The following is a 12,721-nucleotide window of genomic DNA, read 5'->3' on the forward strand; positions in this document are numbered from 1 at the left end:
GCGCATGCAATTTTTTCGAAAAGCTAAGATCACGGACGGGTGGCTCACGCTGGCATTTCACGCAGACGGCGTGAGCGCTGCGTACGTGTCCCGTCCCGCGTCCGGATCGCCGATCGTTGCCGCATGCGAGTGGTTCGAGGGGGCCGCCACCGCGGACAACCTGGAACGGATCGGCAAGGAATTGCACGCCGCGCGCTACCAGTGCAGCACCCTGCTGGGTGCCCGTGAATACCAGTTGCTGTCGGTCGAAGCGCCGAACGTGCCGCCGGACGAGCTGCGCACCGCGATCCGCTGGCGCCTCAAGGACATGCTCGACTTCCACGTCGACGATGCCACAATCGACGTGCTCGACGTGCCGGTCGAGCCGAACGCGCCTTCCCGCACCCACAACATGTTCGCCGTGGCCGCCCGCAACAGCGTGGTGCGCAAGCGCATGCAGCTGTTCGGCGACGCGCGCATCGACGTGACCGTCATCGATATTCCCGACATGGCGCAGCGAAATATCGCCGCGCTGGTCGAGCCGGAGGGCAGGGGACTGGCGATGTTGTCGTTCACCGACGAGGGCGGCCTGCTGACGGTGACCTACCGGGGCGAACTGTACCTGTCGCGCCGCATCGACGTGCCGGTGGCCCAGCTGGTCGAGGGCGACTACGAACGGCGCAGCGCCGTGTTCGACCGCGTCACGCTGGAGCTGCAACGCTCGCTCGACCACTTCGACCGCCAGTACCACTACATCAACGTGGCCAAGCTGGTGCTGGCGCCGTTCAACGCCGACGGCCTGGCGGCCTACCTCACCAGCAACCTGTACGTGCCGGTTGAAACGCTCGACCTGGCCAGCACGCTCGATATCGCGTCGGCCCCGCTGTTGGCCGATCCGGCGATGCAGCAGAAGTTCTTCCTGACGCTGGGCGCTGCCCTGCGCTACGAGGAGGTCAAGCTGTGAGCCAGCAGATCAACCTCTTCAACCCGGTCTTCCTCAAGCAGCGCAAGATCTTCACCGCGCTGGCGATGGCGCAGGCGCTTGGCGTGCTGGTGGTGGGGATCGCGGCCCTGGCCTGGTACAGCCAGCGCAGCGAGGCCGAGCTGGAAGAGCAGGCCGCGCAGGTCACGCGCCAGCTGGAGCAGCGCCAGCAAAGCCTGCAGAACGCCAGCGCACAACTGGCGCCTCGCAAGAAGAGCGTGGAGCTGGAAGCGCAGATCGCGATCATGGAAATGCAGCTCAAGGCGTTGCGCGACGTCGGCGGCGTGCTCGAACGCGGCGCCTTCGGCAATACCCATGGCTATGCTGCCTACTTCCGCGCGTTCGCGCGCCAGGACCTGCCGGGCCTGTGGCTGACGGGCGTGTCGATCGATGGCGCGGGAACCAATATCGGTATCGAGGGACGCGCGGTCGATGCGGGCATGGTGCCGGGCTATATCAACTTGCTGTCGCGTGAACCCGTGCTGAAAGGGCGCACCTTCGGCAGCCTGCGCATTACCACCCCACAGCCCGCCGAGCCGGGGGCTGCTGCCGCGCCTGCGCAGGCATCGGTGCCCTTTGTCGAATTCCAGCTGCGGGCCGAGCCCGTTCGGGCCGAGGGATGAAGCAGTACTGGATCCGCATCTCCACCCGCATCGACGCGATGTCGCTGCGCGAACGGGTCATCCTGTTCGCGGCGGTGCTGGCCGCTGTGGTGTTCCTGTCGTACTGGATGGTGCTCAGTCCGATGTTCGAGCGTCAGGAGACGCTGTCCGAGAACATCACGCGCCAGCAGAAGACCATCGCCCAGATCGAAAGCCAGATCGGCGACGTGGCCAGCAAATCCTCGCTCGACCCGGACGCCGTCAACCGCGCGCGCCTTGCGGTCCTGCAGGGCGAAGTGCGCCAGTTGAGCAGCGACCTGCGCACCATGCAGGAAAGCCTGGTCGAACCGGAGCGCATCGCATCGCTGCTCGAAACGATCCTGCGCTCGAACGGCCGCCTCAAGCTGGTGTCGCTGCGCACGCTGCCTGTGACCGGCCTGTCCGAAGCGCTGCCGACGGGCGACCCTGCCGCGCCGCAGGCAGGCGCGGTGTCCGTGCCGGCCGCACCGATTCCGCCGGAAATGATGGCTGCCGCGTGGATCGCCCGCAGCCAGGCCGGGTCGGCCAAGCCGGCGGAAGGCGAGCCGGCGCCGCCGGAACTGAAGCTCCCCGAGCTGGTGTATCGCCACGGCGTGGAACTGACGCTGGAGGGTGGATACGTTGATATGGTCAACTACCTGTCGCAGCTGGAGGCGATGCCGGTGCGCCTGATCTGGGGGCGCGCGCGCCTCGATGCGAGCAACCATCCCCGCACGCGCCTGACGCTGACGCTGTTTACGCTCAGCCTCGAAAAAGATTGGATGAAGTTATGATGCGCCGTCCTGTATGCTTGGTATTGGGGATGGCATGCGCGCTGCCGGCAATCGCGCAGATGCGCGATCCGACCGCGCCGCCCGTCTCGCTGCGGCAGTCCGCGTCTGGCGCGCACGAGCAGCTGGAGGCGCCTGTCGCGCCGCGCCTGCAGTCGGTCTTGATCTCGTCGAAGCGCAGGGTGGCGGTGATCGACGGCCAGACCGTACGCCTCGGGCAGAAGCATCGCGGCGCGGTTGTCGCAAGCATCACGCCGACGCAGGTGGTGCTGGTGCGAGGCAGCGCAAGAGAGACACTGAAGTTGTACCCAGCCTCACCCGGCGCAGCCGGGCAGGGGCAACGATAAGAGAATAGACGGATACCCATGCGAACATTTCTTTTGACGTCCAGCCTGGTAGCGGCGCTTGCGCTCAGCGCATGTGCCACCACCTCGCCGACATCGACGTACGACGCGATCCGCGATGAAGTGTCGGCAGCGGCCAGGCCGGCGCCCACCGTGCAGCTCGACGAAGCCGTCTCCAGGGCGCTGCTGCCTCCGGTCTCCGAGCTGGCGCAACAGATGCCGAAGGCGCGCCAGGCGCTGGACGAACGCTTCGACGTCGCTTTCAATAACGTTCCGGCGCAGCAGTTCTTCAATTCCCTGGTCGCGGGCACCCGCTACAACATGCTGGTCAGCCCGCAGGTCAGCGGGAACATCTCCGCCAACCTGAAGGATGTGACGCTGACCGAGGCGCTCGATGCGGTGCGCGACCTGTACGGCTACGACTACACGATTGAGGGCACCCGCATCTACATCCGTCCGCTGACGATGCAGACGCGGATGTACCGCGTGAACTACCTGGTCGGCATGCGCCAGGGCGCGTCCAACCTGCGCGTATCGTCCACTTCGGTCGGGACCGCGGTCGAGAACAACAACCCGAACGGCACCAACCTGAACCAGCAGAACGGCACCGGCGGTTCGCAGCCGCCCGGCCAGAACCAGAACAACCAGAACAACCAAAACAACCCGAACGGCCAGCAGAACTACCGCAGCGACAGCTCCGCGGTGCGCACCACCTCGTCCAACGATTTCTGGGGCGACCTGAAGGAAGCGATCGAGGCGATCGTCGGCAAGGAGCCGGGCCGCAGCGTGGTCGTGAGCGCGCAGTCGGGCGTGCTGGTCGTGAAGGCCATGCCGGACGAACTGCGCAACGTCGACCAGTTCCTCAAAGCGACCCAGCTCGCCGTGGACCGCCAGGTGATCCTGGAAGCGAAGATCCTCGAGGTCGAGCTGAACGATTCGTACCAGAGCGGGATCAACTGGGCCTCGTTCGGGACCTTCTCCGGCGGGAACGGAGCGAGGTCCGGCGGCATGATCAACCCGGGCTCCCAACTGTCGACCGGCGGCACCTTGACTTCCGGCCCCTTGTCGGCGGTGCCGGGTTCCACGCTGTCGCTGGCCAACCAGGGCGCCAACGCGCTATTCGGCCTGGCTTTCCAGACCCAGCATTTTGCCGCACTGCTGTCCTTCCTCGAGTCGCAAGGGACCGTGCACGTGCTCTCCAGCCCGCGCGTGGCCGCCGTGAACAACCAGAAGGCCTTGCTGAAGGTGGGTACGGACGAATTCTTCGTCACGGGCATTACCACCACCACCACGACCAACGCAGGTGGCAACACCGTCATTCCGAGCGTGACGGTGCAGCCGTTCTTCTCCGGCGTGGTACTCGATGTGACGCCGCAGATCGACGAGAACGACAACATCGTGCTGCACGTACACCCTTCGGTCAGCCAGGTCAGCACGGTCAACAAGACGGTCAACCTGGGTACGCTGGGGAATATGAGCCTGCCGCTGGCTGCATCCGATACGTCCGAGATCGACACCATCGTGCGCGGCCAGAATGGACAGGTGGTGGCGATCGGCGGCCTGATGCGCCAGTCCGCCAGCGACGACATGGCCGGCGTGCCAGGATCGTCCAGGCTGGGTCCCGTGATTGGCAGCCTGTTCGGCAACAAGTCGCGCGTCAGCCAGAAACGTGAGCTGGTCGTGCTGATCAAGCCCACCATCGTCGAGGGCAGCGCCAGCTGGAACGACAACCTGCTGGACACCTCGCGCCGCATCGAGGCGCTGAACCCGCGTGGAAGGAACGCCCAGTAATGTATACAGCGCACTTCGGACTTCGTGAAACGCCGTTTGGCATCACTCCAGACACCAGCTACTTCTTCACCGCACCGCATTCCCAGGAAGCGCTCAACACGCTGCTGGTCGCCGCGCGCAATGGCGAAGGCTTCATCAAGATCACCGGCGAAGTCGGCACCGGCAAGACGCTCCTGTGCCGCAAGTTCATGGCGATGCTGGAGGATCATTTCGTCACCGCCTACATCCCCAATCCCTACCTGGAGCCGCGCACGCTGATGCTGGCGCTGGCCGACGAGCTGGAAATCCGGCTGGACAAGGACGTGGACCAGCACCAGCTGCTCAAGTCGATCACGCAGCGCCTGATGGACCTGGCGGCTGACGGCAAGCAGGTGGTCCTGTGCCTGGACGAGGCGCAGGCGATCCCGGTCGAGAGCCTGGAGGCGCTGCGCCTGCTGACCAACCTCGAGACGGAAAAGCGCAAGCTGCTCCAGATCGTCCTGTTCGGGCAGCCCGAGCTGAACACCAACCTCGAACTGAACTCGATCCGTCAACTCGCGCAGCGGATCACTTTCTCGTACAACCTCGGCCCGCTCTCGCGCGACGACATCGAGTACTACCTCGCGCACCGCCTGCGCGTGGCCGGATTCACCGGCAGCCGCCTGTTCACGCGCGGCGCCGTGACCAAACTGTACGCAGCCAGCCAGGGCGTGCCGCGCCTGGTGAACATCCTCGCGCACAAGTCGCTGATGGTGGCGTACGGCCAGGGCAAGCAGCAGGTGTCGGCCGGCCACGTGACGGCAGCTGCGAACGACACCATCGAGGCAAAGCGCAAGCTGTGGCCGTGGGCCGCGGGACTGCTGTCGCTGCTGGTTGCGGGAGGCTCGATCGCCTGGGCGCTGACTCGATGAGCCTGATTAACAAGATGCTGCAGGACCTGGACGCGCGCCGGGTCCAGCATGGCGGCGCCGCGGACCCCGTGATCAAGCCGATGGCCCGCGCCAGCCGCAGGTCGGCCAGCACGATCGTCACCAGCATCGCGGCGGTGCTCGCGGGCGGCCTGATGATCGCGGGCAGCATCGCGGCGTGGCGCTTCTATGAGCAACGCCAGAGCGCCGTGCCGGTTCCGCAGAAACCCTCCGTCATGATGGTCAACGCGGCAGCGCCCGCAGCGGTCAGACCTGCCGCGACTCCAGCTGTGATGCCAACAGTGACTCCAGTGGCGGCGGCCGTCCAGGCGGCTCCCGCGCCCCAGCCGGAAGTGCAGGCGCCTGCGCCGCAACGGGCGCCGGTCCAGCAACCTGCGCAAGAAGAAGCCGTGCTCGATGAGCCGGCGCCGGAGCCTGTGCGCCCCGCACCCAAGCCACCTGCACCGTCGCCCGCGAAGCGCGCGAAAGCGGTGGTTGTCGAAGAGACGCCAGCGCCCGCGCCGGTGCAGGGGCGCGTCATGTCGGCCCAGCAGCGCGCCGAGGGTGACTACCGCCGTGCGACCGCTGCGCTACAGGAAGGCCGCGTACGCGAAGCCATCGAACGCCTGCAGGATGCGCTGGAAGCCGAGCCGCGCCATGATGCTGCGCGCCAGACGCTGGTGCGACTGCTGATCGAAGCGCGCCGCGGCGAGGATGCGATGCGCGTACTGCAGGCAGGACTGGTGCTCGATCCGCGCCAGCCGGCGATGGCGATGCTGCTGGCGCGCCTGCAGATCGAGCATGGCGGCACCGGCATCGAGACGCTGCAGCGCAGCCTGCCGTATGCGAAGGGCGATGCCGATTACGAAGGGTTCCTGGCCGGCGCCCTGCAGCGCGCCGCACGCCACCGCGAGGCGATCGAGCAGTACCAGGCGGCGGTGCGCAGCGAGCCGGGTAACGGCATCTGGTGGATGGGCCTGGGCATCTCGCTGCAGGCCGAGAAGCGCGCAGCCGAGGCGGCCGATGCGTATGCGCGCGCGCTGTCGAGCGGAGCGCTGACGGGGGACCTGCGTACCTTCGTGGAGCGGCGCCTGGAGCAGGTGCGGCGCTGATCCGGCATGGGTTCCCGCGTCCGCGGGAATGACGCAGGGGGAGTATCCGACGTTTTTCCGTCAGGCTGTCCATATAAGGGGGGTATCGCCGCGTTTTCGGCATCGCGCTGAAAAACAGGGGGGTATGCCAGCGCGCCCTTAGCCGCCGGCTTCCTTGATCCACAGTTCGGGCACCATGATGCGGAACAGGCCCGCCTGCGCCGTCTTGCGTCCCAGTTTGAGCAGCGCCTTGTCCTTGGTGATCAGGATGTGCGCGCCGGCGTCGCGCGCCAGCTCCAGGAATTTCTGGTCGTCCTTGTCGGTGCAGACCGGCAGGCGCACCGGCTTTTGCGCCGGTTCGACCACGCGGATCAGCGCATCGAAGCGTTCCGCCGATTGCGTGCGGCCGGCGTCGTCCACCGGCAGGTGCGGGTAGTGCAGCACGATGCGGTACTCGTCGCGGCAGTCCGCGCGCGTCACCGCTTCCACCGCGCCGCTCTCCAGTGCAGCCAGCAGGCGCTCCCAGCGCGGATCGCGGAACACGAACAGGTCGAGGCAGACGTTGGTGTCCAGCACGATGCGCTGCGGGGCGGGTATGATGTCGGTCTTTGTGTCGTTCATTACGTTCTTTATGCTGATTGTCCTGTCGCCGGCCAAGTCCCTCGACTTCGAAACACCCGTCAAAACCAGGCTCTCCACCACGCCCCGATTCCTCGACCGCTCCGCGCAGCTGATCGACAAGTTGCGCATGCTGTCGCCCGCCGCGCTGTCCGAGCTGATGGACCTGTCGGACGCGCTGGCCGTGCTCAACGTGGGCCGCTATGCGTCGTGGACGGGGCAGGACGATCATGCGCGCCAGGCCGTGCTGGCGTTCGACGGCGACGTCTATGCGGGCCTCGAGGCGCGTTCGCTCAAGCCGAAACAGCTCGACTACGCCCAGCAGCACGTGCGCATCCTGTCAGGCCTGTATGGCCTGCTGCGCCCCTTCGACCTGATCGAGCCGCACCGGCTCGAAATGGGCACGCGCCTGGCGAACGGGCACGGCAAGGACCTGTATGCGTTCTGGGGCGAGGCGATCACGGACCTGCTGCGCGCGGATATCGAAGAGCAGGGCGCCGAGGCGCTGGTCAACCTGGCTTCGGAAGAATACTTCAAGTCGGTCCGGCCGAAACTGCTCGGCGTCCCGGTGATCACGCCGGTATTCGAGGACTACAAGAACGGCAGGTACAAGATCATCTCGTTCTTCGCCAAGCGTGCGCGCGGGATGATGGCGCGCTATGCGGCGCTCAAGGGCGTGACCAATCCGGAAAAGCTCAAGAAGTTCGACCTGGACGGCTACGCGTTCGTAAAGGGCGAATCGACCGACACCACCTGGCTGTTCCGGCGCCGCGTCGACGCCTGAGCAGCAGCGGGACCGTCCCTGCGGGACAGTCCCCTCAGTACTTCAGTTCCAGAACTTCCACCACTCTTTTTGCGCTTCCGGCTGCAGGAAGCGGCTGTTCGGGAAGCTGCGCACGAACACGCGCTGCGCATCGTCGCGCAGGTCCGCCATGCCCATCTTGTCGTACGAGCGGATCATGATGAACAACGCTTCCTCGATGGCGGGGGCGTCGCTGTAGTCGCGCACCGCGCCCTGGGCGCGGTTCAGCGCGGCGAGGTAGGCGCCGGTGCGGTAGTAGTAACGCGCCACGTGCACTTCATAACTCGCCATCGCGTTGACGAGGTAGTTCATGCGCGCGATGGCATCGGGCGTGTACTTCGAATTCGGGAACTTGTCGACCAGGACCTTGAATGCGGCGAACGCCTCGCGCGTGGCCTTCGGGTCGCGCTCGGTCGGGTCCTGGGTGTAGATGACGTTCAGGAAACCGACCGTATCGTTGAAGTTGATCAGGCCGCGCAGGTAGTACATGTAGTCCACTTGCGGATGGTTCGGATGCAGCTTGATGAAGCGCTCGACCGCGGCCAGCGCCTCGGCCTGGTCGCCGGCCTTGTACCAGGCGTAGGCGATTTCCATCTGTGCCTGAGCGGCGTAGGTGCCGAACGGATAGCTCGACTCCAGGCGTTCGAACAGCTTGACGGCGGATTCATACTGACCCGCAGTCATCTCGTCGCGCGCCTCCGAGTATAATTTCTCCGCGGGCCAATTGCGGGTCTCATCGGCTTTTTCCGGCAACAGGCTGCAAGCGGATAGACCCAGCAGGACGCACGTTGCAACCACTACTTTCAAATTCTTTTGCATAGATTTGTGCAGAAAACGTTTTAACCGAGATTCAACGAAGGCTGATTATAGCCTATGGGACAGCTGTGAACTTAACTACGAAGCCGATTCCGGCCGACCTGCCAAACGAGCTCGATCTTGACGAGGACCTGGAGGGCGATTTTGCCGCCGCCGGCCCGCAGGCGAGCGCCTCCCCGATCACGCTGGAGCTGACCCCGGACGCCTGCGGTCAGCGCCTCGACAAGGTCATCGCCGGCCTGGTGCCCGAGTATTCGCGCGCCCGCCTGCAGCTGTGGATCGACAGCGGCCACGTCACCGTGGACGGCAAGCCGGCGCGCGGCAAGGATACCGTGTACGGCGACGAAACGGTGGTCATCCTGCCGCAGGCAGCGCCCGAGGACGAAGCCTACAAGCCCGAGCCGATCGAGCTCGATATCGTCCACGAGGACGAGCACATCATCGTGATCAACAAGCCGGCCGGCCTGGTCGTCCATCCCGGCGCCGGCAACTGGGCCGGCACGCTGCTCAACGGCCTGCTGCACCACTGCCCGGACCTGCTCAAGGTGCCGCGCGCCGGCATCGTGCACCGCCTGGACAAGGACACCAGCGGCCTGATGGTCGTCGGCAAGACGCTCGCGTCGCAGACCGACCTGGTGCGCCAGCTGCAGGCGCGCACCGTCAAGCGCGAGTACTACGCGCTGGTGTGGGGCACCCCGCACCTGTCCGGCACCATCGATGCGCCGATGGGCCGCAGCCAGAAGGACCGCGTCAAGATGGCCGTTACCGCCAGCCTGACCGCCAAGCCGGCGATCACGCACTACGCCCGCCTGGCGCAGGGCGACCTGGAGCGCCGCCCGGTGAGCCTGGTGCGCTGCCGGCTGGAGACCGGCCGTACGCACCAGATCCGCGTGCACATGCAGCACCTGGGCTTCCCGCTGGTCGGCGATACCGTGTACGGCAAACCGCACCTGGCGCCGTTCTTCCACCGCCAGGCGCTGCAGGCGCGCCGCCTCGGCCTGGTCCACCCGGGCACGGGCGAACCGTGCGAATGGACCGTGCCGCTGGCGGACGATTTCGCCGAGCTGATCGCGCGCGCCGGCATCGAGGAACCGCAGGACCTGCCGGACGACTACGATCCTGAAAGCTACGTCGGTGGCGATTTCGACGACGACTACGATGAGTAATCCCTTCGTCCTGGTGCCGCACTGGCCGTCCATGCCCAAAGGCGTGGCGGCGCTGTCGACCACGCGCTGTGGGGGCTTCTCCACCGGCCCGTACGACGACGGACGCGGCGGCGGGGGCTTCAACCTGGGCCTGCACTGCGGCGACGACACCGACACGGTGTACCGCAACCGCGAGCGCCTGCAGCACCTCCTGCCGGGACAGCCCGCGTGGCTCTCGCAGGTGCATGGCGCCGCCGTGGCCGACGCGGCGAAGGTGCTGGCCGGCGAACCGGCGCGCGCCGATGCCAGCGTCGCAACCGAACATGGCGTGGTGTGCGCCGTCATGACGGCGGATTGCCTGCCCGTCATCCTTGCCGATACTGCCGGCAAGGTGGTCGGCGCGGCGCACGCCGGCTGGCGCGGGCTCGCTGCAGGCGTGCTGGGCGCAACGGTAGGCGAGATGCGCGCGCGCGGGGCCGCAGACATCGTCGCGTGGATGGGGCCAGCGATCGGTCCCGGCCAGTTCGAAGTCGGCCAGGACGTGCTGGACACGTTCATGTCGGTTGGATGGGGGGAGGGCGCAGCGGTCCGTAAATGCTTCGCCACGCACCAGGAGCACGATGGAAAATACCTCGCCGACATCTATGCGCTGGCCCGCATTGCGCTGGCCGCGGAAGGCGTCACCGATGTCGCCGGCGGCACCCACTGCACCTACACCGAGCGCGAGACCTTCTACTCGTACCGGCGCGACCACGTCACCGGCCGCCAGGCCACGCTCGTCTGGCTGCGCTGATTCACTCCGGGCCGCTGCTGCCGTCCTGCGCGGGCGGCGGTGCAGGCGGCCGGCGCGGCTTTCTCCTGCGGCCGAAAATGTAATAAATAATTGACAGGGGCAACACGCAGTAGCTTAAAAAAGTCATAATTCCGGCAACAACCGTCGGTTCGGTCAGCGCCATCAGTCCGACCACGTAGATCCAGGCAACTGCAACTATCAACATACGATTCTTCTCTTTCTATGGACGGAACACAGATGATGCGGGATACCCAAGCGATGACCCACGCATGGATGCAGCAATTCGCCGACCCGTCGACATGGCAACCCTGGCTCAAGCTGCCCCAGGCCGGCGCGGCGCCATTCGGCGGCATGCTCAAGGAACTGAACGCCGGGATCGATCCGGCCGCGCTGGACGCGATCCGCGCGGAGTATATGCAAAAGGCAGCGGCATTGTGGCAGGATTTCATCGCCTCGAAAACGCCGGAGCTGAAAGACAAGCGCTTCGCGGCGCCCGAGTGGGCGGAAAATCCTGTATCGGCCTTCAGCGCCGCCTCCTACCTGCTCAATGCCGAATTCATGACGCGCATGGTCGATGCCGTGCAGGCAGCGCCGCGCGACAAGCAGAAGATCCGTTTCGCCGTCAGTCAGATGGTCGATGCGATGTCGCCCGCGAACTTCCTCGCCACGAATCCCGAAGCGCAGAAGAAGATGCTGGAGACGAACGGCGAAAGCCTCGCCAAGGGCCTGCAGAACATGCTGGCCGACCTGCAGAAGGGCCGCATCTCGCAGTCCGACGAATCGGCGTTCGAAGTGGGCCGCAATGTCGCGACCACGCCGGGCAAGGTGGTGTTCGAGAACGAGCTGTTCCAGCTGATCCAGTACGCGCCTTCCACGCCGACCGTGCACGAGGTGCCGCTGGTGATGGTCCCGCCGTGCATCAACAAGTTCTACATCCTCGACCTGCAGCCGGAGAATTCGCTGGTGCGCTACGCGGTCGAGCAGGGCAATACCGTGTTCCTGGTCTCGTGGCGCAATCCGGGCCAGGAGATGGCCGGGGTGACCTGGGACCAGTACGTGGAAGACGGCGCGATCACCGCGCTGAAGGTGGCGCGCGAGATCTCGGGCAAGGACAAGGTGAATACCTTCGGCTTCTGCGTGGGCGGCACCATCATCGCGACCGCGCTGGCGGTACTGGCGGCGCGCGGCGAAAAGCCAGCTGCCAGCCTGACCCTCCTGACCACGCTGCTCGACTACGCCGACACGGGCGTGCTGGATGTGTTCGTGGACGAGATCCAGGTCGCGCTGCGCGAGCAGCAGCTGGGCAGCGGTGGACTGATGCCGGGACGCGACCTGGCCACCACCTTCTCCGCCCTGCGTCCGAATGACCTGATCTGGAATTACGTGCAGTCGAACTACCTGAAGGGCAAGGAGCCGCCGGCGTTCGACCTGCTGTACTGGAACGCTGACGCGACCAACCTGCCCGGGCCGATGTTCTGCTGGTACCTGCGCAATATGTACCTGGAAAACAGCCTGAAGGAGCCGGGCAAGCTGACCGTCGCCGGTGCCCAGGTCGACCTGGGCGCGATCGACATCCCGGTCTTCATCTACGGCTCGCGCGAAGACCACATCGTGCCGTGGCAGGCGGCCTACGCGTCGATGCAGATCCTGAACCGCGCCAATCCGAAGCAGAACCGCTACGTGCTGGGCGCGTCGGGCCATATCGCGGGCGTGATCAACCCGGCCTCGAAGAACAAGCGCAGCTACTGGGTCAACGGCAATGGCCGCGCCAGGCCGCTGTCGGCCGACAAGTGGATGGAAGGTGCGACCGAGAAAAAAGGCAGCTGGTGGCCGGAGTGGGCCGCGTTTCTTGCCGAAAACGGCGGCGGCGACATCCAGGCCCCGTCCAAGTTTGGCAACCGCAAGTACAAGCCGCTGGAAGATGCACCGGGTAGTTACGTCAAGGTAAGAGCTGGTTAATACCGGAAATTTTCGGGGTGCGGTGCAATATGTGGTGCCAACCCGCCCCGGACATGGTATTTTCTGGTTTTTCGCTGCGTAGAAGGGCGAAAAACAGTTGGTG

General features: G+C 65.7%; 14 protein-coding genes. 11 read left to right on the plus strand and 3 right to left on the minus strand.

From position 1 onward, the window contains the following. Positions 1-70 precede the first annotated feature (70 nt). From pilM to ACFSQR_RS12100, 7 genes are read left to right on the plus strand one after another with little or no spacing between them, the layout of a single operon-like run. On the plus strand, positions 71-943 hold the full coding sequence (pilM, locus tag ACFSQR_RS12070; RefSeq protein ID WP_377730057.1) for a type IV pilus biogenesis protein PilM: 873 nt from the start codon (positions 71-73) through the stop codon (positions 941-943). Continuing rightward, a complete protein-coding gene (locus ACFSQR_RS12075) occupies positions 940-1,584 on the plus strand; it encodes a hypothetical protein (protein ID WP_377730058.1) in 645 nt (214 codons plus the stop codon). The genes pilM and ACFSQR_RS12075 overlap by 4 nt, the downstream gene beginning before the upstream one ends. Further along, the gene (gspM, locus tag ACFSQR_RS12080) at positions 1,581-2,375 is read left to right on the plus strand and encodes a type II secretion system protein GspM (protein WP_377730060.1); all 795 of its coding nucleotides are present in this window, start codon (positions 1,581-1,583) and stop codon (positions 2,373-2,375) included. Before ACFSQR_RS12075 ends, gspM begins: the two co-directional genes overlap by 4 nt. A gap of 29 nt (positions 2,376-2,404) precedes the next feature. After that, positions 2,405-2,719 carry an MSHA biogenesis protein MshK gene (locus ACFSQR_RS12085; protein ID WP_377730061.1) on the plus strand — a complete coding sequence of 105 codons (315 nt, stop codon included), beginning with the start codon at positions 2,405-2,407 and terminating at the stop codon, positions 2,717-2,719. A gap of 18 nt (positions 2,720-2,737) precedes the next feature. Next, positions 2,738-4,507 (plus strand): secretin N-terminal domain-containing protein, encoded by a 1,770-nt coding sequence (locus ACFSQR_RS12090; RefSeq protein ID WP_377730062.1) that lies wholly within the window; start codon positions 2,738-2,740, stop codon positions 4,505-4,507. Further along, entirely contained in the window at positions 4,507-5,397 is an 891-nt protein-coding gene (locus ACFSQR_RS12095; protein ID WP_377730063.1) for an ExeA family protein, read from the plus strand. Before ACFSQR_RS12090 ends, ACFSQR_RS12095 begins: the two co-directional genes overlap by 1 nt. Further along, positions 5,394-6,506, plus strand: a complete 1,113-nt coding sequence (locus tag ACFSQR_RS12100; RefSeq protein ID WP_377730064.1) for a tetratricopeptide repeat protein — start codon at positions 5,394-5,396, stop codon at positions 6,504-6,506. Before ACFSQR_RS12095 ends, ACFSQR_RS12100 begins: the two co-directional genes overlap by 4 nt. Positions 6,507-6,644: 138 nt before the next feature. On the opposite strand, the gene ACFSQR_RS12105 is transcribed toward ACFSQR_RS12100, so the two are convergent. Next, positions 6,645-7,085 carry a putative toxin-antitoxin system toxin component, PIN family gene (locus tag ACFSQR_RS12105; RefSeq protein WP_377730219.1) on the minus strand — a complete coding sequence of 147 codons (441 nt, stop codon included), beginning with the start codon at positions 7,083-7,085 and terminating at the stop codon, positions 6,645-6,647. 31 nt (positions 7,086-7,116) lie between these two features. Between ACFSQR_RS12105 and yaaA the strand changes: the two genes are divergently transcribed. Beyond that, a complete protein-coding gene (gene yaaA / locus ACFSQR_RS12110; protein ID WP_377730220.1) occupies positions 7,117-7,887 on the plus strand; it encodes a peroxide stress protein YaaA in 771 nt (256 codons plus the stop codon). Between the two features lie 42 nt (positions 7,888-7,929). On the opposite strand, the gene ACFSQR_RS12115 is transcribed toward yaaA, so the two are convergent. Continuing rightward, on the minus strand, positions 7,930-8,724 hold the full coding sequence (locus ACFSQR_RS12115) for an outer membrane protein assembly factor BamD (protein WP_377730065.1): 795 nt from the start codon (positions 8,722-8,724) through the stop codon (positions 7,930-7,932). Between the two features lie 65 nt (positions 8,725-8,789). Between ACFSQR_RS12115 and ACFSQR_RS12120 the strand changes: the two genes are divergently transcribed. Further along, on the plus strand, positions 8,790-9,887 hold the full coding sequence (locus ACFSQR_RS12120; RefSeq protein ID WP_377730067.1) for an RluA family pseudouridine synthase: 1,098 nt from the start codon (positions 8,790-8,792) through the stop codon (positions 9,885-9,887). Then, entirely contained in the window at positions 9,880-10,659 is a 780-nt protein-coding gene (pgeF, locus tag ACFSQR_RS12125; RefSeq protein ID WP_377730068.1) for a peptidoglycan editing factor PgeF, read from the plus strand. Before ACFSQR_RS12120 ends, pgeF begins: the two co-directional genes overlap by 8 nt. Before the next feature lies 1 nt (position 10,660). Here the strand turns inward: pgeF and ACFSQR_RS12130 are convergent, their stop codons facing one another. Continuing rightward, entirely contained in the window at positions 10,661-10,864 is a 204-nt protein-coding gene (locus ACFSQR_RS12130) for a hypothetical protein (protein ID WP_377730069.1), read from the minus strand. Between the two features lie 32 nt (positions 10,865-10,896). On the opposite strand from ACFSQR_RS12130, the gene phaC reads away from it, so the two are divergent. Next, entirely contained in the window at positions 10,897-12,618 is a 1,722-nt protein-coding gene (gene phaC, locus ACFSQR_RS12135; RefSeq protein ID WP_377730070.1) for a class I poly(R)-hydroxyalkanoic acid synthase, read from the plus strand. Positions 12,619-12,721 lie beyond the last annotated feature (103 nt).

Origin of the sequence: Pseudoduganella sp. GCM10020061 (assembly GCF_042683405.1) — a bacterium.
Taxonomy (GTDB): Bacteria; Pseudomonadota; Gammaproteobacteria; order Burkholderiales; family Burkholderiaceae_D; genus Telluria.

Excerpts from the sequence above, each read along its gene's own strand:
- ACFSQR_RS12085 (WP_377730061.1), top strand. The coding sequence starts at position 2,405 with ATGGCATGCGCGCTGCCGGCAATCGCGCAGATGCGCGATCCGACCGCG.
- phaC (WP_377730070.1), top strand. The coding sequence starts at position 10,897 with ATGATGCGGGATACCCAAGCGATGACCCACGCATGGATGCAGCAATTC.
- gspM (WP_377730060.1), top strand. The coding sequence starts at position 1,581 with ATGAAGCAGTACTGGATCCGCATCTCCACCCGCATCGACGCGATGTCG.
- pgeF (WP_377730068.1), top strand. The coding sequence starts at position 9,880 with ATGAGTAATCCCTTCGTCCTGGTGCCGCACTGGCCGTCCATGCCCAAA.
- ACFSQR_RS12090 (WP_377730062.1), top strand. The coding sequence starts at position 2,738 with ATGCGAACATTTCTTTTGACGTCCAGCCTGGTAGCGGCGCTTGCGCTC.
- ACFSQR_RS12115 (WP_377730065.1), bottom strand. The coding sequence starts at position 8,724 with ATGCAAAAGAATTTGAAAGTAGTGGTTGCAACGTGCGTCCTGCTGGGT.
- ACFSQR_RS12100 (WP_377730064.1), top strand. The coding sequence starts at position 5,394 with ATGAGCCTGATTAACAAGATGCTGCAGGACCTGGACGCGCGCCGGGTC.
- ACFSQR_RS12095 (WP_377730063.1), top strand. The coding sequence starts at position 4,507 with ATGTATACAGCGCACTTCGGACTTCGTGAAACGCCGTTTGGCATCACT.
- yaaA (WP_377730220.1), top strand. The coding sequence starts at position 7,117 with ATGCTGATTGTCCTGTCGCCGGCCAAGTCCCTCGACTTCGAAACACCC.
- ACFSQR_RS12130 (WP_377730069.1), bottom strand. The coding sequence starts at position 10,864 with ATGTTGATAGTTGCAGTTGCCTGGATCTACGTGGTCGGACTGATGGCG.